The sequence below is a fragment of the Bacillus sp. ISL-7 genome (assembly GCF_018613065.1).
The window spans coordinates 25026-45397 of sequence record NZ_JAGGQW010000040.1 but is presented as its reverse complement, the minus strand read 5'-3'; the positions used below and the strand labels follow the sequence as shown (position 1 = coordinate 45397).

The 20372-nt window shown below is 32.2% G+C and carries 26 protein-coding genes and 1 pseudogene; 4 read left to right on the top strand and 23 right to left on the bottom strand.

Annotated elements, in window-relative coordinates; genetic code table 11:
- Window positions 1-309: 309 nt before the first annotated feature.
- The 18 genes from J7E66_RS15810 to J7E66_RS15730 all read right to left on the bottom strand — a co-directional run bounded on the left by J7E66_RS15810 (window position 310) and on the right by J7E66_RS15730 (window position 13612).
- Entirely contained in the window at window positions 310-498 is a 189-nt protein-coding gene (locus J7E66_RS15810; RefSeq protein ID WP_215001585.1) for a hypothetical protein, read from the bottom strand.
- Window positions 499-1511: 1013 nt separating this feature from the next.
- A complete protein-coding gene (locus J7E66_RS15805; RefSeq protein ID WP_215001583.1) occupies window positions 1512-2669 on the bottom strand; it encodes a type I restriction enzyme HsdR N-terminal domain-containing protein in 1158 nt (385 codons plus the stop codon).
- Window positions 2656-3012, bottom strand: a complete 357-nt coding sequence (locus tag J7E66_RS15800; RefSeq protein WP_215001581.1) for a hypothetical protein — start codon at window positions 3010-3012, stop codon at window positions 2656-2658. Before J7E66_RS15800 ends, J7E66_RS15805 begins: the two co-directional genes overlap by 14 nt.
- Window positions 3013-3821: 809 nt before the next feature.
- The gene (locus tag J7E66_RS15795; protein ID WP_168242623.1) at window positions 3822-4106 is read right to left on the bottom strand and encodes a ferredoxin family protein; all 285 of its coding nucleotides are present in this window, start codon (window positions 4104-4106) and stop codon (window positions 3822-3824) included.
- Window positions 4107-4215: 109 nt separating this feature from the next.
- Window positions 4216-5349, bottom strand: a complete 1134-nt coding sequence (locus J7E66_RS15790) for a site-specific integrase (protein WP_215001579.1) — start codon at window positions 5347-5349, stop codon at window positions 4216-4218.
- 79 nt (window positions 5350-5428) lie between these two features.
- Window positions 5429-5695 carry a hypothetical protein gene (locus J7E66_RS15785; protein ID WP_215001577.1) on the bottom strand — a complete coding sequence of 89 codons (267 nt, stop codon included), beginning with the start codon at window positions 5693-5695 and terminating at the stop codon, window positions 5429-5431.
- A 244-nt stretch (window positions 5696-5939) separates the two neighbouring features.
- The gene (locus tag J7E66_RS15780) at window positions 5940-6125 is read right to left on the bottom strand and encodes a hypothetical protein (RefSeq protein ID WP_215001575.1); all 186 of its coding nucleotides are present in this window, start codon (window positions 6123-6125) and stop codon (window positions 5940-5942) included.
- A gap of 132 nt (window positions 6126-6257) precedes the next feature.
- A complete protein-coding gene (locus tag J7E66_RS15775) occupies window positions 6258-6425 on the bottom strand; it encodes a hypothetical protein (RefSeq protein WP_215001573.1) in 168 nt (55 codons plus the stop codon).
- 4 nt (window positions 6426-6429) lie between these two features.
- Window positions 6430-6624 (bottom strand): helix-turn-helix domain-containing protein, encoded by a 195-nt coding sequence (locus tag J7E66_RS15770; RefSeq protein WP_308162515.1) that lies wholly within the window; start codon window positions 6622-6624, stop codon window positions 6430-6432.
- A 161-nt stretch (window positions 6625-6785) separates the two neighbouring features.
- The gene (locus J7E66_RS15765) at window positions 6786-7136 is read right to left on the bottom strand and encodes a hypothetical protein (protein ID WP_215001571.1); all 351 of its coding nucleotides are present in this window, start codon (window positions 7134-7136) and stop codon (window positions 6786-6788) included.
- A 302-nt stretch (window positions 7137-7438) separates the two neighbouring features.
- The gene (locus J7E66_RS15760; protein WP_215001569.1) at window positions 7439-7996 is read right to left on the bottom strand and encodes a CBO0543 family protein; all 558 of its coding nucleotides are present in this window, start codon (window positions 7994-7996) and stop codon (window positions 7439-7441) included.
- 160 nt (window positions 7997-8156) lie between these two features.
- On the bottom strand, window positions 8157-8669 hold the full coding sequence (locus J7E66_RS32885) for a CBO0543 family protein (RefSeq protein ID WP_374103854.1): 513 nt from the start codon (window positions 8667-8669) through the stop codon (window positions 8157-8159).
- 125 nt (window positions 8670-8794) lie between these two features.
- A complete protein-coding gene (locus J7E66_RS15755; protein ID WP_215001567.1) occupies window positions 8795-9265 on the bottom strand; it encodes a hypothetical protein in 471 nt (156 codons plus the stop codon).
- 137 nt (window positions 9266-9402) lie between these two features.
- Window positions 9403-10227: an ATP-dependent DNA ligase gene (locus tag J7E66_RS15750; protein ID WP_215001565.1), complete on the bottom strand. Its 825-nt coding sequence runs from the start codon at window positions 10225-10227 to the stop codon at window positions 9403-9405.
- A 144-nt stretch (window positions 10228-10371) separates the two neighbouring features.
- Window positions 10372-11013, bottom strand: a complete 642-nt coding sequence (locus tag J7E66_RS15745; RefSeq protein ID WP_215001563.1) for a hypothetical protein — start codon at window positions 11011-11013, stop codon at window positions 10372-10374.
- A gap of 296 nt (window positions 11014-11309) precedes the next feature.
- Window positions 11310-11792 carry a hypothetical protein gene (locus J7E66_RS15740; RefSeq protein WP_215001561.1) on the bottom strand — a complete coding sequence of 161 codons (483 nt, stop codon included), beginning with the start codon at window positions 11790-11792 and terminating at the stop codon, window positions 11310-11312.
- Window positions 11793-11805: 13 nt separating this feature from the next.
- Window positions 11806-12399: a replication-relaxation family protein gene (locus J7E66_RS15735; protein WP_215001559.1), complete on the bottom strand. Its 594-nt coding sequence runs from the start codon at window positions 12397-12399 to the stop codon at window positions 11806-11808.
- Entirely contained in the window at window positions 12335-13612 is a 1278-nt protein-coding gene (locus J7E66_RS15730) for an FtsK/SpoIIIE domain-containing protein (RefSeq protein ID WP_215001557.1), read from the bottom strand. Before J7E66_RS15730 ends, J7E66_RS15735 begins: the two co-directional genes overlap by 65 nt.
- Before the next feature lie 281 nt (window positions 13613-13893).
- Between J7E66_RS15730 and J7E66_RS15725 the strand changes: the two genes are divergently transcribed.
- The 4 genes from J7E66_RS15725 (at window position 13894) to J7E66_RS15710 (ending at window position 15034) form a co-directional block, all read left to right on the top strand.
- Window positions 13894-14109 (top strand): helix-turn-helix transcriptional regulator, encoded by a 216-nt coding sequence (locus tag J7E66_RS15725; RefSeq protein ID WP_215001555.1) that lies wholly within the window; start codon window positions 13894-13896, stop codon window positions 14107-14109.
- Window positions 14081-14248 carry a hypothetical protein gene (locus tag J7E66_RS15720; protein WP_215001554.1) on the top strand — a complete coding sequence of 56 codons (168 nt, stop codon included), beginning with the start codon at window positions 14081-14083 and terminating at the stop codon, window positions 14246-14248. Before J7E66_RS15725 ends, J7E66_RS15720 begins: the two co-directional genes overlap by 29 nt.
- Window positions 14223-14582, top strand: coding sequence for a YhjD family protein (locus J7E66_RS15715; RefSeq protein WP_215001552.1), 360 nt, complete (start codon window positions 14223-14225; stop codon window positions 14580-14582). The genes J7E66_RS15720 and J7E66_RS15715 overlap by 26 nt, the downstream gene beginning before the upstream one ends.
- A gap of 104 nt (window positions 14583-14686) precedes the next feature.
- Window positions 14687-15034, top strand: a complete 348-nt coding sequence (locus J7E66_RS15710) for a hypothetical protein (protein WP_215001550.1) — start codon at window positions 14687-14689, stop codon at window positions 15032-15034.
- A 41-nt stretch (window positions 15035-15075) separates the two neighbouring features.
- On the opposite strand, the gene J7E66_RS15705 is transcribed toward J7E66_RS15710, so the two are convergent.
- From J7E66_RS15705 to J7E66_RS15685, 5 genes and pseudogenes are all read right to left on the bottom strand, one after another.
- Window positions 15076-15750, bottom strand: coding sequence for a M15 family metallopeptidase (locus J7E66_RS15705; RefSeq protein WP_215001549.1), 675 nt, complete (start codon window positions 15748-15750; stop codon window positions 15076-15078).
- The gene (locus J7E66_RS15700) at window positions 15750-16142 is read right to left on the bottom strand and encodes a phage holin family protein (RefSeq protein WP_251032949.1); all 393 of its coding nucleotides are present in this window, start codon (window positions 16140-16142) and stop codon (window positions 15750-15752) included. The genes J7E66_RS15705 and J7E66_RS15700 overlap by 1 nt, the downstream gene beginning before the upstream one ends.
- Window positions 16143-16295: 153 nt before the next feature.
- A complete protein-coding gene (locus tag J7E66_RS15695; protein ID WP_215001547.1) occupies window positions 16296-18107 on the bottom strand; it encodes a phage tail spike protein in 1812 nt (603 codons plus the stop codon).
- Window positions 18104-19648 (bottom strand): right-handed parallel beta-helix repeat-containing protein, encoded by a 1545-nt coding sequence (locus tag J7E66_RS15690; protein ID WP_215001545.1) that lies wholly within the window; start codon window positions 19646-19648, stop codon window positions 18104-18106. Before J7E66_RS15690 ends, J7E66_RS15695 begins: the two co-directional genes overlap by 4 nt.
- A gap of 54 nt (window positions 19649-19702) precedes the next feature.
- A pseudogene (locus J7E66_RS15685) lies at window positions 19703-20362 on the bottom strand (phage distal tail protein); the annotation flags it as partial.
- Between the last annotated feature and the right edge of the window lie 10 nt (window positions 20363-20372).

Below are 20372 nucleotides of genomic sequence, written 5' to 3'. Positions count from 1 at the left end.
TTGTACATAGCTGTTGGTGGATTTACGTTCACATTTAAACAATAGTCACATGCTACAAAAATGTAGTAACCAGAGCCTAAACTAAGGTCATTTATCTTTAGATTAGTAAGAACTAACGATTTGTCCTTATTTTTTTTCCAAACTTCATCAGAGATTATTATTCTGATTTCCCCTTTCTAATTAAACCCTAATTGCAAAATATCCTATTTTCCAACTTTTGAATTAGATAAAAGAATTGGTTTGTAAACGTTTTGCCATCTTACAAATATCCTATATAACGCAATAATGAGACAAATTGATCACTTATTTTCATATTTTCTTTAACTTATTCCCCCTTCTAAACACTCTCCAATGGTTACTGATTCGAACATTATTAACCTTACTAATCTTTACAATAATACCAAGCACTTTTATTCTTAAATCATGAATGACATATAACTTAACACCATCTAAATCCTCAACAATATCTGCAAGCCAAATTTTCTTATTCAGCTTCATCTGTGCCTCATGGAAGGTAGCAAAACGTTTATTATATAACTTCCTGTATTCTTCAAGGACAGATAACTGTAAAAGGTAATCGGGAAAATCCTCCACCTTTTGATAGTAATGACGGTTAATAGATGAAATTGGAGTAGATTTTAAAGATTTATTTTCAGAGCATACTTGGTGAGCAACATTAATTTTTCGGGGGATTACCTGAGTTTTAACATTAAGTCTTCTAAGGATCTCCTTGGTGTCACCAGATAAATATTTATTATTTTTTCTTCCTAACCGTTTTAGGTGACTTTTTAAACCATTGGAATCAAAAAGTATTAAACCTCCTTTAAAATTGTCGTAGTCGAGGAAAGAAATTAACTCCTTTAATGCTAAAGTTTCAGCAATTATGCTATTCGTTTCATCAACAACTATCCTTCTTGCTATTTTACTTTTATCTTCAAAGACAATTACGAAGGCAAGATATGCTTTTTTGTCTTGTAACTAAGCATCTGAATAAGCTATGAACATTTTTCTCACCTCTTCTATTGTTTCTTTTTATTATTATATAAAAAGAGTAATTAAAATTCAATAAATTTATTGAATTTTCTGTTTTATTAAACAAAAGCATTGCAATTATAGTATTTTATTATTTAAATTGGTTTACAAATCTTCAATTAATTACATAAGATAGTAATCCAAAAGTATTGCAAAATACTTTAAATATATTTCTTCAATTGATCTCCCCCAAAAAAAAGAGAGCAGATTTTATTTACATCTACCTACTCTCCATTTCACTTAAGAATATAAAAATCTATTTGCAACAAAATACTTATTTTATCTAATACTTGCTTCCTATCTCGAACCCTTAACAAAAAAACAACTTATGCGATTTTTTTCTGCGCATCTTTGTAACTCGAATGCGAAACGTAAGTTGCTAACCACGTTTTTTTTCATGGTAGTATAAGAAGTATCCTAATTTATTACTCTTTTATAAGGTTTTAATTACTTCAAGTATCATTCTCCCCCGAATAATATCATTTTCCTTTTCTTTTCTTTTTTCCTTTTTGATTAAGTTTCTCTCGAATATTTGCATACATTAAGAGTCTTTCAATGAAATCCGAGGCATCATTTGTTGTTATAGATTTATTCGCAGGTAATGTCCCGATATATATATTCCCTTCCATAATTAGGTCGGGTGCATACTTTTGTACGTTCTCCAAAACTTCAGCATTCTTATAGCCATTTCTTCTGCCGTTATGAGTAACATCATATGAGTCTTTCAGTATATCGTATTTAAAGAATCGGTCTATGTTGAGTTGAAGGATGTTAGATGAAGTCCCGGATTCGTCAATGGCTACATTTAAATAGGTATTGCCGTTACGGTTGCCATATACGGGATCATTCACTAATATATTTGTTCCAAATATGCCTATTCTATAGATAGCATGATTCCCGTCTAAGTCATTCACGATGAAACTTCTATAATAGCCTGGAAAATTACCTCCACTTGCATTGCCATATGCGAATCGCCCGTTCGATAAGTCTTCAACAATAAAAGTTTTATACCTATAATTCGGCTGTATTTGTTCACATAGAATAAAGTTTTGTAACTCCGATATAAAGGGGTGCATTTCTTTTGAAGTTCCTTCACCGATATACCCAATATTCAATAAATGATTTACATATCTGTCGTATGTAGTTAATTGATAGGAAAGTCGATTTAATCTACGAAATTTGGAATATTCCACTTTTCCAACTAGAAGTTGAGAGTATGTATAAAAATCATCGGTTAATGGTAAAATTCCCATTTCTGTTACTTCGTAAAGATGCACATATGAACCATTAGAAATACCAATATATTTTGCTTTAAGAATGTCATTATACGATTTTACTTGTTGTAGTGTTTGATCTGTTAACTCAATATGTTCTGCCTTCAATTCTAAAACGAGTAATGGATATTCATGCCCATCTCTATCTCTATTCCAGACAACAATATCTGCCCTTTTTCTCGATCTAGGATCAATACGATTTAGTGGAAACTCAGTACTTATCGAATCTGCAGGTATTTCCATATCGTGAATTAGATACTGTAGAAGATTTTGTCTTACTTCTTCCTCAGGCGTATAATGTAAGAATATTTGGCGACAAGGACAATATAGTAATTTCTTTGTTTTACTTTTATATGTTTTCATTTTTATTATCTTCCCTTATGTAAAATCGAATAGGATATCTGTCTACTTGTCCAACGTCAATGAATTCAATGTAGCCCTTTGCTAAAAAACATAGTTCGGTTGTGATTGTCGAATGTTGTTGTCGGGAAACATCATAAAGTATAACTCTATTTTCAAAATCAATTGCATGTAATACTAGGAAAGTAGTAAACATTGTGACCCCTTTGTCATCTAAACTCTCATTCACAACTGCATAAACATCATAAGGGTTTAGTAGCAGTAGTTCTTTTAACTCATATTCTGATAATGATTTTCTCACAAGATAATATTCTCTATTGTTGTTCGAAAGTTTTGATGGAAACATTGATTTACCCCTTTTGTGTATGATGATATATTTTTAAATTTTAGGTCTTTTACCTTTATTTGAACTGCCCTCCGTCATAGTTTACTCAGCTAATAATTATATCAGATGTTTTCAATATGGTTATTGGTAAATAAAAAGCCTACCGTAATCAGTAGGCTTAATTGAGGTTGTTTTTCTTGGGAGAACATAATTATAAAAATTCCCCTAAGGATGCTTGTGCGTCCCTTATCTCCTTTTTACATAATCTAAAGAACTGTCCCTTGCTTTGCTTTAGGAAAAGCTATTAAATATTCGATTCAAATGCTAAAACTAAAATTGCTTTTCACACAAAATATCCGGGGCTGGAAATTTGTTCAAACCACATTCATATGAAAATGTCCTAAATTCTCTTGTAAGGTGAAAGGCTTACCGCCCATTAATGCTCCCGTATGTCGAAATGAATATAGTAATTTATAATGCTTAGCCGCCCCTATCGAAATGAGCAAGAAATAGCAATCATATACAAACATGTTTTAGACATCATTAAATTTTTGATTTCAAGTAATGTCTAGGACAAAAAAGAAGACCGTTCACTTGGTGATGAACGGTCATTTTTTATTATTTAAAACACTTAATAACATCCAATTTTTTACAACCACACTAATAAAGCTGATTTAAATTAGGAAACCTTTACAGAAAGTATTTTGGTCACAATTGGTCACTTCATTAGTAATAAAATCGTTGAAATACATAAAATAATCAATATTCAAATTGGTCACGGATTGGTCACACGTGGTCACATTTAATCTGAATTATGTGACCAAATGAGTTTACGCTAAACGGAATACAATCCCGTGTCCGCCTTTTGGATATTCCCATTTAATGTTCTGGTATGGGCAGCCGATCCGGCAGCTTCCACATTCATGGCATCCTTCGTAGCCAACCTGCATCCGTGTTCCTTCCCACTTATAAACCTCCGCTGGGCAAAATACTGTACAAATTTTATCGGGACATTTTGTCATGCATACGTCATGATCCATCACGGTCAAATGAGACTTTGTATCACACTTAAAACGGAGCAGATACTGTTTTTCCTCGATATTCTTCGTTGACATTATTTCACCGCCTTCCAAGCACGAAGGGGAACTTTCTTATGAAATGCTTAATATACCAACGGTTTTACATTGACTTGTCTATCTATGCTCACAGTATTGCTCACAAAAATCAAATATTCTTTATGATTTCATCTAATTTAGCAGCAACTTCCTGTTGCATACTTGGAAGAACATGACTATAAATGTCAAGCGTAATTCCTATTCTGGCATGTCCCAATCTTTCAGAAATGATTTTCGGATTGATATTTTGACTGATAAGCATCGTTGCATGGGTATGTCTTAAGTCATGAAATCTTATCACCGGAAGACCCACTTTTTTAACATCCTTTTTAAATCCTCTAATGAGATTTGATGATTGAACAGGACGACCATGCTTGGTACAAATGACTAAATCATGATCTTCGTATACACTACCGCATTTCAATTTGTTTTTTAAACATGTTTTTCGTTCTTTTTTCAGTTGCTTAATTAGTATATCTGGTATAGAAATGGAACGTATACTTGCTTTTGTTTTAGCAGCATTTCTTAGTTCTTTTCCATCATGGGATAAGGTTTGTTTGATGTAAATGAATTTGTTTTCAAAATCAATATCTCTCCATCTAAGTCCCAATATCTCACCTTGACGGCATCCTGTTAATATTGCCAATAAATAAGCGGTTAGATAATTACTTGGTCGTTTGACATTTGATACTTCCTCTAAGAAAAAATTGACCTCTTTTATATCCCAAACGTTCATTTCTGTCTTTTTGATTTTCGGAAGATCAACAAGATAGGAAGGATTTTCTTTGATGATTTTTAACTTTACCGCTTTTTTAAATGACACCTTCAACACATCAAATAATTTATGAATTGTGCTTGCTTTAAGTGTGGTATACTCCATTAAGTCATTTACATAATTCTGAAGAAATATCGGTGTTACTTCATACATCTTCAGTGATCCCATTCTCGGTGTGATATAAATTTTGTAAAATGCTAATTGGTTGTTATAAGTCGTACGTTCTACAGAAGACTTTCTTTCTTTAAACCACATTTCAAAGAATTCATCCACTGTCATTTTTTGTGGCTCAAAATAAATTCCTTCATTGGTTTCATTTATTAATTTGGCAAGTTCTTTTTCTGCCTCGGCTTTCGTTGAAAAACCCCTTTTCATCTTTTGTTTCCTTTTACCAGTAGCATCTTTACCTATATCCACTACAAAGGAATATTTACCTGTCTTTTTGTCCTTTTTGATACTACCCTTCATTGTGTAAGAGCCTCCTATGTGACTCTTAACTATTCGCTGGTATTAATTTTATCACAAATATCAAAGAAATAACTTCTTATCAAAATACCGTAATAAGAACTCCAACTATTGCCACTCCGAATAAAGTTGCTCTCACTTCATCAGGAATCAATTTTTCTTTTACTACAAAGGAACCGTATGAACCCTTTACTTTAACCAACTTAATTGAACGTTGCTTAACTTCTCTTTCTATAATCCTCTTTGAAGAAAACCTTCCTTTCAAATCATGTGGTAAATGAACTTTTTCTACCTCTCCCGATAAGTGTCTCTCTGTAAGATTAAATTTTTGTTTTTTTATTTTCGGCAAAATTAGCCACCTCCACATTCATTCGCAATTTATTAATAAAAAATGCTTGTCCACAGATGCTAATATACTTTGTCCCCAGAATTTTAAATTTTATACCAGTAATCTATAAAAATATATTTAATAATAATTAAGTTGATAATAGATTGATATTTAATAATAATTAAGTTGATAATAGACAAAAAAAAAGAGTGACTATTTTAAGCCACTCCTAATCAGAATAGTGATCAACATTTCTATCCATAAATTAGTCTCCCCTGAAAATCTCTGTAAAGAAAATGGTAAGACCATCCTTAGCTATTTTATTTTTGATAGGATCTTTACTGAAACTAAAGTTAACTTTAAACGGTTGATTTGATTTGTCTTTGAATATCACTTTATCTATCTGTTCGGTGACATGGTATTCTCTATTGTTGAAGACAAGTTGCTTCATCCTCTCACCTCAATCCATCCTTTTCGTATTTTTCTTCATTTAAAAGAGCAATGAGTATAGATTTAAAATATTCATTGATATCCACTTTCTCAAGAAATGTCACTTTTACAACTTTCAATGTGCTTTTTTTCTTCATTCCAATACTTCTTTTATCTTTAATTCCAACACTGTATATCCGTACTTGTTATTAACGTAATCTACAAATAATTCCCAATATAACTTTTGCGCTTTGATTTTGAAAACATCTTCATCTATATTGATTATCGTATCTTCTGTAATAAATTTCTTACTTCTTTTCATATTATCACCATCTTTTTTTGGTCTTGGAGTTGCCTTTTAGCCAATTATGGAATACTTCTTCATGTACCATATATTTTTTACCGACCATTACTACATGAAATTCTCCACTTTTCATTAATTCATAAGCACCATTTCTTCCAATACCTATTAATTCCATAACACCTTTAACATCTAAAATTACTTTTTTATGATTAGTCACACCTATGTTGCACCCCCAATCCAAAATCATTATACTAATATAAATATATTTATGTCAAAATTTTCAGTTAATATTAATTAATTTGATAATAAAAAAAGAGCGACCATTTCAGCCACTCATGTTTTAAACTTAAATACTATCCAAGTAGGACTTTGTAAGAATCACAATTCTTTTTTATCGGACATTACAGATTTATATATTTTATATTTTTCTTTTGTAGGAGAGTAAACTTCATTATTTTTGCTGGTTTCATTCGATTCATTTATATTAGTTTCCAAATCAGTTTTACCTAACTTTATGCTAATGTTATTTAATAAATCAATTATCTCAGCAAATCCAACAAAAATCATACCTGAAACAAATCCTGCTGCTGACCAGAGTATGAAAACTGAAAAATTAATTGATGATCCATAAATCTCATCATTATTTCCTAAAATTAAACCTAGTATAACCCCTGAAATAATCTCAACTATTCCAAGTACTCTTAACGCTTTACCCACTGGATTCCCCATAATAGACTCCCACTTTCTAATTTATTTAGTTCACTTTCATCTAGCCTAACCTAAAATAATTATTGAACTTCTTATTTCCCGAATAATTGTATTAATATTTTCAACGTTCAAAATAACATCCCCCCTACTATATATAGGTAAATTTTACCACAATATTAATTAGTATTATTTAGAATATTTCGACAAATTTCCCACAAAAAAAAAGAGTGACCATTTCAGCCACTTCTCATGTGTAAACATCTGTTTTTGCAGACTTTGGTTGTTCTTATTGAAGTAACGCACCCGTTAGCTTAACAAGAATATTATTCTTTACTTTTAGAAATAACCTCAATCAATTTAAATTTTTCTAGTAGGATTTTTACTAATATTCCTAATAACACATAAAATGGGATAGAGTAAATGTGCTTCCATTTTAACAATACATAAATCCCCAACCATTGAAAAATACTTTCTCCAACAAATGCAGAGAATAATGCAAATACTACAGTGCCTAATATGAATGTTTTCCACTTAGGAAACCACTGATAGATTATCATATAAAAAAAGGGAATAATCGAAAAATCTGCGACTGCCCACAAGTCTCTTTCTAAAGGTGTTAAAGTATATGGATAAGTCCAATAACCTAGTGATGAACCAATTTGGTCTAATATAAAAGCAATAATAGATACAAATAGTCCAACCATACTTATTTCTATTATCCGAGTTTTATCCACCAATCTCCACCACAGAAAAAAAGGGATAATCAACACAACAATCATTGTCCACCACTGATAAGTAAAAAGCACTTCTTGAGTCCAATAATCCAACCACAAATTCCGTAATTGTTCATAATGCTTTTCTATTTCTTGAAACTTATTCATGTCGCAGTCCTTTTTTATTTAAGTATGCTTCCACAAAAGAGAACTATGCATTGTAAATGTGTTACCTTGTTCAATAAACTGCCCAGTTACTTGAATAAGAAAAACGATCCTTCGTTATTGAAGAATCGCACCCGTTAGTTGATTAAGGGAACGTTTAGTGTTATGGCAACGGAACATGAAAGTAAATGATAAAAAATACTGTAAATAAAAACGAAACAAACCAAGAAGGAATTGGTTTAAGGTAATGAAATCTCAACATAATAACCCATAAGAAATTAAAGGCTACTGACCACCAATAATTCCATCCGTTATGATATGTGATTTTACCAGCAATATACATTATTGTTTCAATAACAACAAGAATTGATGCCGATATTATTAAATATATTATTACTTTCTTCCGAGACTTAGGTAAATAAGACAAAAACAGTATTACAATACATGGAAAAATAATGAAAGTTTGTACTAAAAATGAAAAGGTACTACTTAATAAAAAATCAGGTTCCAACTTCCATAGAAAAAATTTTTTTCCGCTAACAAAGAAGCTATATAATAAATTATTTACAGCCAGGTATAAGATAGTGGGATAGTATTTTCTCCAGTTTTTTAAATCTCCGAATTTCCAGCAACAAAGTACAAGAGTTAGGCACAGAATAACACGCAATTGTAACACCCTTAATTAACATTTTGTTTTAATATCTGCTAAAAAGTTAAAATTAATACTTTTTCCTCTTCCACAATCCTGCCCCGTTAGTTGCATAAGGAAAAAGCGATACCCTTGTTGAAGTATCGCACCCTTTAGTTGAATAATCTCTTTTTATTTTCATAAATGTATTGAAATCCATATAAGAAAAAAGCCTTGTACAAGAAGTATAAGAAGAATTGAAATGCATTAAGTCGAACTAATTTAAATAATTTTATCTTTGCAAATAAACTTTTAGCTAGAAATGTAAAAATTAATTGGAAAAGAGCATTTAGCAAGATAAACTTTTTGAAATTTCCGTATGTCCATTTTAATGTCCATAAAGCCACCGCCAACATTGGACCTATTAAAAAAGGAAATTCATTATGAAAAAAGGAATGTGGTTTATTATAAAAAGACCACCATCTACGTTTCTTTCCAATCGGAACATCAATACAATTTATTAAAAACACAAAGATAAAGGCTGGAAAAAATCTCTTTATACTTCGCCTTTCCAAAAAAGAAACTGTAATCCATGAGAGTAATACCATTGCAATATTAAATAACCACTTATTTTTCATTGACATATTAATACCCCACTATTTAAAAGGAATCATTTAACTTATTATGTCTCCTTCGTTATTTAACTATCCTGCCCGGTAGTTGAAGAAGAAAATCGTTAAACAATTTTAAAAATAAAAAAGAATGACTATTTAAGCCACTCTTAACTAATCCACCCCACAAAACTAGGGATTCTAAGAAGTCCCTTTTTTGTTAGATTTCTATACTTAACTTTGAGTTTTAATTTAGGATCAAGATAGACAAACTTATCATTCTCTTCAACAATAAAGTCTTTATATTGTGTATAGAACTGTTTCCTGTTAGGTGTCGGCATAAACTCCATTAATCCAGCGTAATTTCCGTTATCAAAGTTAAGTAATAATCCAAACTCATCTTTCCGTAACCCTGAAATATAGACATTCTCATACTGATAATTAATAACCTTTAACCAGTCATGAGAACGCTTGTTAACCTGATACTTTGAATCTGTTTTCTTCTGAACTATTCCCTCTAATCCATGCTGCTGAATTAAATCAAAGTATTGTTCTGCGTTTCCCTCAAGCCACTGTACTTTATTAAACAATGGAGTATCTTCAGGTATTACTTCCTCAAGCAGAGCCTTGCGTTCAATTAAAGGTAGGTTAGTGACCTTTTTACCATTGTAGTAAATAATATCAAAAACACTAAATGATATTTGGTGTTCGGATTTCTTACTCATAAAACGTTCCATAACTGCTTCAAAATCGGGTTTACCTTGCTGATCAGTTACTATAATTTCCCCATCTAAAACTGTTCCGTCAGGCATAGGAAGATTAACTAACTCAGGAAACTTAGATGTAATTTCATTCTTGTGTCTTGTATAAATTCTTACTTTATTATCAAACTTAGTCCAAATGGTACGGAAACCATCTAGTTTTAACTCAGTTATATAGTTATCATCGTCAAAAGGATGTTCTGTTTTGTGTAATAGCATAGGAGAAATAAACAAATAAACCACCTCATAGTAATTGTACCATGACAATATTTTCATTTAGATGGTAATTAAATGTAAAAAAAACACCATTTCTGTCACTTGTGTTTTTAACCATAAAGAAAAAAACGACTGCCAATAAGCAATCGTCTCTTTATCTAATCATGGGTTGGTTGGGTTGTTAGCTTCAATTTCAGAACCAGTAAATGTTCCAATATCTACAAGTGTAAGAGTACCAGGAGATCTAGCCTCTACAATATATTCCACTTGTTGTTGACCTTGAGTTACAATAGGTTCGTTATCAACACAAATAATACTCGTAGTAATGAAAGGAAAGGTAAATGGACTTGTTACTCCCCCAACACCATTAGCACTATCACTAAAAGTGCAGATAGGATCAGAAAATTCCATTTCACCTTGTCTTCGACGTCTGATAGACAATGTAAGCGTACTTGTAGCACTGCCTGCGGGAACAGTATGCCATTGAACAGAAACTGTTAGTAATACGCGATCTGTTGTATCATCAATATTTAGCACCAAAGGTGTTTCGTTTAATTGTAATGGAGTGTTACCAATGGTACCTCGGCTAGGAATTTCTACAAAATTAAACTCCGTCAATATTCCCTGTTCTCCAGTTGGTGTTGGTGTTGGTGTTAGTGTTGGTATAGGTGGTATGTTGATTACTGGATTTACGGTAATAATTGGAATATTTGTATTCGTATTTGTCGGATTATTTTCGATTTCGTTTTCATTCTTATTTTTGATTCGATTTCCACAATGTTCACAATAATTTGATTTACTCAATAAAAATCACATCCTTTCATTCAAATTACTATATTTTATGGACAAGCTTCATTTTATGATTGGACATTATTTCATTATAAAAATTTTAAACTTCCATTTTGGAGAAATAAAACAGGAGAATTGCTTCTCCTCATGTTATTTCGTTGTACACACAATTTGTTTTCTATTCTTTTTGCCCTTCATTGATTTGTGATACACTCCGCATTCTTTACATTGTGCATATTTAACACCATCAATCATAATCTTAATTCCCATTTTGTAGCCTCCTTAGATGTAATTTTATATAAACCCTCATTTTAGACAGCGTTACCTACTTGCTTTAATACGTCCAAAATAAGAGGGGATACCTGAATTAAGACGTAACCTAAACCAGCGTTTTGAATCATCTGCCATCCTTTATCTGCTCTATCGAACATGAACTGAAAACATGAGCCTACAATGATAACTGATGCAATCGGAAAACTTAGAGCAACTAGAATATCTACAACTGGATCAAGAACATGGGCTAAAGTGCTAAGAGTTGTTTCTGACATCCATTCCTTTGCACCAACAGTTACAGCTATAGGAGCAGTCACAGTAACCACATTGGTTGACGTTGTAGCCGCTAATGCTGTCAATGCAAATCCTAATGTTCCAACAGAACCACAAGTTACTAATGGAAGAATTGCTGCTGTTGCTATTTTAGTAGTTTTACGAATAATTCTTTGTCTTTTCTCTTTTTGCTTTACTTTATAATCACCATTCATAAATTCACCAAATTTGATTGCTTTAGTTTTCATGATGAATCACTCCTTATTTGATGTCATTGATGGTGTAAACTCCATAGGGTAATCCTTTACATAACTCAACTAATTTCTTCTTTCTTAATTCTGTCGTTGTTACCCATATTAATGGTGGAACATACCCTAATTTCTTTTCCATGCCTTGGTTTTTATATAGTCCTTTGTACTTTTCAATTTTATTTCTGTTTTCTTTCATGGTCTGCTGATAATCCACTTCTAAGATGTGAAATTTACTATTTGACTTAAACCAGGCATCACAAATTACCTTGATTTCTCCGTCATTAAGCTCCATTTCATTTTTCCATTCACTCGGAAAGCCTGCATAAATGTAGAATTGATTTCTCATAATCACATGGTTCACAAAGTTTGTTTTCTTTCTTACCTTTTCAGAAGTAACATACTCTCTGCCATCTTTATTGAGATAATAAATTGTGGAATAGTCTTCTCGATAACTAGATAAATAGAGGGATAATTGTTTGAGGATACGATTAGTATTGCGGATTGTACCTAGTCGATGGATTCTGTTTAATTGATCTCTATCAAGATAATCTAGTTTCTTTAGCGACAAAAGTATTTGTTCTTGTCGTTTGTTCAAGGGTTTCATTATTTAATTCCTCCTTCTTTGTAACATTGAAAGGGTTAATCCATTCGTCAATATCACTGTTTTTTATTAAAGGAGTTTGAATAGTGGTATTTCTATCCGTTTGATAAATTGCTCTACCTCTTATAAATGGTAAATTTTCAGCTCCACCATCATCTAACACTGCCCTACTTGCTATATTTGTTTGAAGCATGAAACAAAGTCTAGAATCACAATTTTGACGAACTTGGGATGGCAAAGTCTCATTAGTTGGATATTGGGTTGCATAGATTAAACGAAAACCAGCTCCACGTCCACGTCTTGCAATATCCTTTACAATTTCAAGTGCTTCCCTTTCCCCTGATAAATCGGCTGCTTCATCTATAATACAGAAATATCTTTCTTTGATACCTGCCTCTTTTACATCCTCAAACCCCTTTTCTAACAAATAATCGATGACTTTGACCATCTTATCTTGAAAACTTTTTAAAGCAATTAAAGCTTCGCTTGGTGTTTTTGCAACTGTATCAACTTGTTTTAATTTTTTAAATCGATTAAAGGCTAACCCTCCCTTTAAATCTATGAGTGTGAATTTTACATCCTTTGATTTTCTAACGACTAAGGAAGTAATGATATTTTTTAATGTAACTGATTTTCCATAACCAGGACTCCCTGCCACGATCATGTTGTATACTTCATCAAAATCATGTTTGATTAACTCTGTTCTTGTAACACCAATAGGTACTTCCCAACCATTACATTTTTCAAATAAATCTTTTGTGTAAATGACTTCCGATGTTAATGGAAGGTTATAGACTTTTATCATTAATAATCCATCGTAAGACATTTCTATTTCTTTGTTATCAGTGAGTTTTTTCGTGTAGAGTCCTTTTATATTACTGATGATATTTCGGTCTAATTTCAATGATTTGAGGTCTTTAAATTGAAGTTTAACTTGTCGGGTGTTTATTCCTGCTTCAATCGTCTTCTGTTTAGAAAGATAATCCTCAAAACTTCTACCGAGTGGAATTCTATATCGATACTCGACACCCCAATCATAATTTTCCTTTTTGATTTGTTGAGCAGTTAATGTTTGATTGCCGTCCTTAACATTGAGTCCGCTTAAAGAAAAAATCTTGTTAATTTTTTTTGAATCGTACCCTGCCCCACTTTTTGATTGATTAGCCTTCAAAGAAATTGCTGACATTAAAATTGTTGAAGCTACTTCAAATATCATACTTAATTCCTCCTTCTTTCCACGCCACCTCTTTAGTAATTACAGAGTAATTAGTTGCATCAATCTGGAATAGTGAAAAAAGTGTCGAAACTATTGATATTTCAACATCTGGAATATTCCTTGGAATCGTACTAAGGTGGAATTTCATTTGGTTTAATACATGGTATGGGCGATGGATTGTCCATTATTCCTTTCTATCCAAAATAAATTTTGATAACTACAAATTCAATTATGAAAGGATTTTCAAAAGGAATAGGGAAATATTAAATAGGTGATTAAAAATGAGGAAATTAAAGAGTAACATCGGATGGTTAATAGATAAGTCAGATTATACAAGGGAGGATTTAAGGCAGAGGTATAAAAAAACTGCTAATACCATTTCAAACTGGTGTACTGGAAAAAGTTTTCCTTCTGCACCGGAATTGTTTGATTTAGCTGAGTTATTGAATTGTAAGGTGGATGATTTGTATGAACGAAAAGTGGATAAAGTTAATTGAAAATTTCGAGGAAATAGGATTAACAGTGAGGGATGTACAATTTAGAGTTCATTTTTACGATATGATGACTGAACAACATAAGATCATGAAAAAGTATTATGAGGAAGATGAAGATGAAAGCACCGATACCGAAGAATGAAGAAGACCTTATAGTGGATTATATTTATACAAATTACCTTATCCAAATACTTGAAAATGATCATCAACTTACAACAAATCTAAATTTTAAAATACCTGAAGCTTATCAACATTTAGTTGAAAGTAAATTGAAGATATTAAGAACTGATTTAAAAAAGATAAGAACAAAAATGAAGGAATTAAAAATTAAAGTTGCTGAACCAATTAGGGATGACATATTTATTGAATACGCATATTTTCCACATGGATATGAAGGAAGAATGCGTTTCTGGGAAGATGCAATGGCAGTTGAAGGTACGAGTAGATTGAAAAAGTTGTTTAATGTGAAATATTAAAGTAAATATAAATTTAAAATTAAGGTTATCCATTTTTGATATACGTTTTTATTTTTTACCATGTTATAATTTCCACAAACAGAAAAAATTGGGGGAAGTTAATCATGGCGGCAAAGAACAAAGTTATAGCAGGAGATTATGAGGGGTCTACCGTTTCTGAGTCCTTTAGTGGTATTTGCCTTATGAAAAATTTTGCAAATGTCAGGGATATAAATAAAGATACTGTTGAGTCTTATGAAGTTCTTGACGAGACAAAACGTAAAAGTGCAACTAGTGCTGTTGGTCGTGCATTTGTTGGTAGTCTTGTGTTAGGTCCTGTTGGGTTATTAGCAGGTCTCTCAGCTAAATCAAAATCAACTCATGTGATTGCGATTCAATTTAAGGGTGGGAAGAAAAGTTTACTTGAGATTGATAATAGGATCTACTCTAATTTAATTAAAAAACTATTTTAATGGTTAAAGCCCCTCTCAATTAAGAGAAGGGCTTTTGTATTTTATTTTAGTAATTGGTTAATCTTAGCAACAACATGTTTTGCAGCTATACCATCCACTTCATGTGGTAGATGCTTTTTCTGGAGTAATATTAATGCTGATTTTGTTTTTGATCCAAATTGTTTATCAACTTTTCCACAGTTGAATCCTAATTTATTTAATGCTTCTTGCATTTTACCAACATCAGTTCCAGACATTCCTTCTTTAAGTATCCGAGTATAAGTTAACTGAAATGTTTTAGGTTTAGGTACAACTTTCACAACTGGTTTGACTTCTTCCTTGTACTTGCCGAACACATCAGTTCCATATCCCTTATAGTTATATTGTAAATGTGGTTGATCAACAAATGATTTCCAATCGCCACCCCATTCAAATCCTAACCTTTTAGCTTCAGCAATAGCTTCCTTAATGTTACTATCATTGTATCCATCCCATTTAGGTTGACCTTTGACAACTGGAACAAAATCCAACGCTTGACCGACAATGTGATAGGATTTCATAGTCTGAGATACACCTTTTTTAACGTTTGCACGTTGCTCATCCACTGTACGAATAGTTGAATAGATGAGAATGTCAATGTTATTTTTCACCAAATAGTCATGCCATTTCAATGCAGCAATTTTCGTATTGTCAGCTAATTTTTCAATATTACTTAAATTACGTTTATCATAAATCATTACTTTCCATCCCCTTTTTTCCTTTTTGTCCCTATTTTGTTCTTATCGAAATATTTAGTTAGAAATTTCATGTCAATTCCAATACGACTGAAGTTTTCAATAATACTCATAGCTTCATAGGCTACAATCATTCCAACACCCAATTTGATAATCAATCCATTTGCACCTACATAAGCATCAACAAAAACTAAGAAAGCAAGTGCTACAAACTCACCTACTTTTCTAATCATTCCAACATAGTTGATTGAACTATTGAGTTTTCTTTCAATTGCTGCCGCTAATAAACCAGTAACTACATCAAAAAGAATGACCCCTAAAGCTACATACCATACATTCCCAACTATTGTTGTAATATCAAAATGCATTAATAACACCTCTTTCCCATGTTGCATAATTCCACCACCTTTGATAGACTCAAGTTGTGGTGCAAATCCACAAAAAAAGACTACCTCTCTCTCAAAAGTTGGGTAGTCTTTTTCTATTTATTTCCAACTAAACTAAAAAAATGAGAGCCATAAAGGACTCTCTAGACTGAACTTTTAAAATTAAAAAGAGCCATTTCCACGACTCTGAATAAAAACTTGACTATAAATTTGTGCATTAATTCTTCCTAAGTCGTTTGGAGCAATTGTGATTGTGTGCCATCCTCTGTCTACTTTACCCTCTGAATCTTTTGAAAGGTAAGGAATTAAGTCGATATTATCACCTTCCACTGATGTAAAAGGAACAGTGTTATCATCCACTTTGATAACTACGGAAGTTGGTAATTGACCTAACTCATAAATCCCAAATTCTATAGCATGTGTATGGTCAGGTATAGCAACAGTATGTGAATGATCTGGAATAGTTACTGTGTGTGAATGACTTGGAACTGAAACTGAATGAGTATGACTAGCAATTGTAACTGTATGGTTATGACCAGGAATAACTACTTCGTGTAAATGATTTCCGTAATTGGCTGTACCTACAACGTTTTCAGGTACACCAGACATAATATGTTGTTCTACATAACTAGAAGAAGTTGCTGTTGTCCCTCCACCACTCGCACTTGTTACTGTAGCCTGACCACCTGTTGAACTAGTTTGAGTAGAACCACCACCACTTGAACTTGTTTGGGTAGAAGCCCCACCACCTTGAATAGCTCTCTCATAGGCTCTAAAATTACTTGTCTTAAAAGATAGTAAAAGTTTATTGATTTTAACTAACTCATCTGGAAGGTAAAATGTAATTTCCGCAGGGTTATCTTGATCAGCATTATCATTATAATCATGACTGTCAATGTTAGTTGCACCCTGAGCATACAATTCATTAATTTGCTGCTTTCGTTCTAAATCAGATTGAGTTTCTATTTTATTACCAATCTCTAAATTAACATCTCCATAGTTACCTGTTAAATCAGATTTACTTTCTTTCATAATTCTAGCTTCAAATACACCTAAATCATCATCAACCATTCTAACCATACGTCCCATTTTTAACTTATCAGAATCTTCGCCAGTAATTGATGATATATCTACCGCACTTGCTTTATAGGTCACTTTTGGAACTTTCCATTGATTTAACAATGAAATAGCATATGCTTTTAATGACGCTCCATCTTCAAATGTCTTATCACTCAAAATATAATCACGTATACCATTCTTAGCGATTGATTCTGAATCTTCTACATAAGGTATTCCGCTATTTACTGATTTTATTGTAAGTTGATTGTCACCTTCTCCATACCCAAGTGGATAAATTCGATTAAAAATAACTGTAGGGTCTTCTTCTTTTTCCATACTTCTTTGATTTTTACCGTATCTAATCTCACAAGTTATCTCAGATTCAGGGTTAACTAGATTTAAAGTCCAAGGATAAGTTGAAGTATCCCAAGTCCACTGATAAGAAACATCGAAGGTTTTAGGAACACTAAACAAAGCTGAAAGTAAATTTTCGTTTTCCCATTTATATGAGAAATAACGAACAAAATCAACCTTGCCCAATTTCCAATGTTTTGTATTCTGTTTATCTAGGAGAAATTGTAATACATCACTTGTTTTTACATTGATTCTGTCATGATATAAAAAAAGCACGCTATCTAACAACGCTGCTAGTACATGCTCACACTCATACTTTACTTCATTTGTACCTTCATTCTTAGTTGTAGTTGAAGGTACAATTCTAAATAAACCAATGTATTCATCTTGATCAGTTATTTCAACAAAGTACAATGACTTACAATCTGCGTTTTTCTCATCATCTAATGGTAATGAAAAGTTAGCTGTCCATAACTCATTAAAAACTTTTTCGTATCCAATGTTATACGCATTTTCTAATATAGCAATAGTTTCAAATTGTTGATTTAAAATTTTTATCATACTACATCACTTGAACTTGTTACAGGTGTAGTTGAAGTATCTATTAAGCTTGCAGTACCAGCACCACACTTGAAGTCATTACCGAACCGTACAACTCCTGTTACACCTGTTTGAATATTACAACCATATCTTGCCTTTAGTTTCCCTGATTCTGTTCTTACACGGTTATTATTAAGCCTAACATCACTATTTCCATTAGAAATAATAAACCCATCATATTGGTTATCAGTTGCTTGTGAAGGGTTAGTAATTCGGTTATTGATAAAGGTTAATGCAGTATTTGTACCAGCAATGTTGAATCCATAGAAATTAACATTTGAAATTCGGTTATCATTGAAATCAATACTTGCACAATAGTCAATGAACATCCCATTGTTAGTTGCTCCATTAATAACATTACCTTCAACCATTGAGTGACTAACATACTTCATGTAAACTCCACGTCCTGTTAAGCTATCCATGACATTATCAGCGACTTTCATACGTGTAATATAAGCATCAGATTGACCTTCGAGTTTTATACCATCACCAGTAAGTCCTGTCATGATGTTTTCAACAATAATTACATTGTAAGTTGGTTGTGCTGGTTGCCCAACTCCATTTGAGTCTTTTGCTGATTCTGAACCAGTTGCAGGATTTGCAACGTAAACTCCACCTGCACAATTCTTCATTTTGTTCCCTTGAACAATAGCATTCGACCACTTAAACGGACGAACAGCCCAATAAGAACAAGCTTCAAATGTATTATTAATTACACTGATATAGTCATACCAAATATTAGCTGCTGCTCCATGAGCACCCACTCCACACGGATAAGGACTAAATCCACTTGTTCCACTATTAGCAAAGTAGCATCCTTCTACAACCCCAAAATGTGAAGGTGTATAATCATCTAAATTACCTACATAACCAGCTTCATTTGTAAGTTCAACTTGAATTGCTTCGTTATAATAATGCGTTGTGTCCGTATCTTTGTATCCAAGAAATTTACTATTTCTAACAGACCAGTGACGAATACCTGTTGCTTCAATCGCATGACCATTTACAACATCTTTAATGGTAATATTACGAATTTGAATATGTTCAGCATGGGCTAAAGCTATTCCATTACAAGTTGTTGTAAAGTTTGCACCATTACAATCAAATGTACCACCATCAATAACAATGTTTCCATTCCCATTGTAACCAGCAAATGAATCAGTTGTACGATAGTTACGTATGATATTTCCGTTATGTGACCTTTTCAAAACAGCATTAGGATGTAATTCTAAATATGTGTTTTTCTTAATTAATAATTCAGCAGTTAGTTTGTATGTACCAGCAGGAATGACTACTTTTGAAGGAAAAGCTAAAGTGGATGCTTTATCTAAAGCAGATTGAATAATTACTGTATCATCTGCCACCCCATCCCCTATTGCCCCTGAATCTTTGACATTAAAGAAAGGAAGATTCCCCTTGCCTATTTTTTCACCATCTAAAAAACTAAAATTATCATTAAGCATCTGTGATCTGATTTCACCAGATATTGCTTGTAAGGGCATAGTCCCACCTCCAAAATAAAATAGAGGACTGATTTCAGCCCCCTTTGTTTTAACCTATATAAATTTGTGTTTCCATTTGTATGTTACTGTTGCATTTGGTGAACCACCTGTAAATAGAAGGGAATTATCACCAGAAACAAGATTAATAAAGTCACCGTAATATTGTGATAATTTGTTTACGTCATTCACTTTTACAGTAAATTTTTTACAATCCAATGTTAACTTTTGATTTGTTATTGTTGGTAAAATAATTGTTTCTCCTGTTGTCTGATTAGTAATAGTTGGATTCATTACTGTTCCATTTATTTCAACAATAAAAGGAATCTCCATGAAGGAATAACTATAAACTCCACTATAATGACTTGAATACACCCATTGAAAAGATGTAGGATTTTCATAATAATAATCACTGTCATACGAATATCCACTATCATATTGGATACCTGTAACAATACCAGTATCTTTGTAAGTTTGTTCTGCATAAGCATAAGGGTCAAAAGCTGTAAATTGTAAATCAAAGAAAGCAAATCCAAATACCCTTTGTGGCGAAAATCCATTTGAGACTTTCACGAAATAATATTTTTCTGGTTCATAATCAAAAGAAAGTTTTATTTCTCGTGGTTTACCTTTTTGATCAAATAAAAAAGCAACGAATTCTCTAATTCTCATTTGCTTTTGCGTTTTATCGAATTCAATGAATCCTAAAGGAAAACTAAAATTTCTT

Excerpts from the sequence above, each read along its gene's own strand:
- J7E66_RS15810 (WP_215001585.1), bottom strand. The coding sequence starts at position 498 with ATGAAGCTGAATAAGAAAATTTGGCTTGCAGATATTGTTGAGGATTTA.
- J7E66_RS15805 (WP_215001583.1), bottom strand. The coding sequence starts at position 2,669 with ATGAAAACATATAAAAGTAAAACAAAGAAATTACTATATTGTCCTTGT.
- J7E66_RS15800 (WP_215001581.1), bottom strand. The coding sequence starts at position 3,012 with ATGTTTCCATCAAAACTTTCGAACAACAATAGAGAATATTATCTTGTG.
- J7E66_RS15795 (WP_168242623.1), bottom strand. The coding sequence starts at position 4,106 with ATGTCAACGAAGAATATCGAGGAAAAACAGTATCTGCTCCGTTTTAAG.
- J7E66_RS15790 (WP_215001579.1), bottom strand. The coding sequence starts at position 5,349 with ATGAAGGGTAGTATCAAAAAGGACAAAAAGACAGGTAAATATTCCTTT.
- J7E66_RS15780 (WP_215001575.1), bottom strand. The coding sequence starts at position 6,125 with ATGAAGCAACTTGTCTTCAACAATAGAGAATACCATGTCACCGAACAG.
- J7E66_RS15775 (WP_215001573.1), bottom strand. The coding sequence starts at position 6,425 with ATGAAAAGAAGTAAGAAATTTATTACAGAAGATACGATAATCAATATA.
- J7E66_RS15765 (WP_215001571.1), bottom strand. The coding sequence starts at position 7,136 with ATGGGGAATCCAGTGGGTAAAGCGTTAAGAGTACTTGGAATAGTTGAG.
- J7E66_RS15760 (WP_215001569.1), bottom strand. The coding sequence starts at position 7,996 with ATGAATAAGTTTCAAGAAATAGAAAAGCATTATGAACAATTACGGAAT.
- J7E66_RS15755 (WP_215001567.1), bottom strand. The coding sequence starts at position 9,265 with ATGTCAATGAAAAATAAGTGGTTATTTAATATTGCAATGGTATTACTC.
- J7E66_RS15740 (WP_215001561.1), bottom strand. The coding sequence starts at position 11,792 with ATGAAAACTAAAGCAATCAAATTTGGTGAATTTATGAATGGTGATTAT.
- J7E66_RS15735 (WP_215001559.1), bottom strand. The coding sequence starts at position 12,399 with ATGAAACCCTTGAACAAACGACAAGAACAAATACTTTTGTCGCTAAAG.
- J7E66_RS15730 (WP_215001557.1), bottom strand. The coding sequence starts at position 13,612 with ATGATATTTGAAGTAGCTTCAACAATTTTAATGTCAGCAATTTCTTTG.
- J7E66_RS15725 (WP_215001555.1), top strand. The coding sequence starts at position 13,894 with ATGAGGAAATTAAAGAGTAACATCGGATGGTTAATAGATAAGTCAGAT.
- J7E66_RS15720 (WP_215001554.1), top strand. The coding sequence starts at position 14,081 with ATGAACGAAAAGTGGATAAAGTTAATTGAAAATTTCGAGGAAATAGGA.
- J7E66_RS15715 (WP_215001552.1), top strand. The coding sequence starts at position 14,223 with ATGAAAGCACCGATACCGAAGAATGAAGAAGACCTTATAGTGGATTAT.
- J7E66_RS15710 (WP_215001550.1), top strand. The coding sequence starts at position 14,687 with ATGGCGGCAAAGAACAAAGTTATAGCAGGAGATTATGAGGGGTCTACC.
- J7E66_RS15705 (WP_215001549.1), bottom strand. The coding sequence starts at position 15,750 with ATGATTTATGATAAACGTAATTTAAGTAATATTGAAAAATTAGCTGAC.
- J7E66_RS15700 (WP_251032949.1), bottom strand. The coding sequence starts at position 16,142 with ATGCAACATGGGAAAGAGGTGTTATTAATGCATTTTGATATTACAACA.
- J7E66_RS15695 (WP_215001547.1), bottom strand. The coding sequence starts at position 18,107 with ATGATAAAAATTTTAAATCAACAATTTGAAACTATTGCTATATTAGAA.
- J7E66_RS15690 (WP_215001545.1), bottom strand. The coding sequence starts at position 19,648 with ATGCCCTTACAAGCAATATCTGGTGAAATCAGATCACAGATGCTTAAT.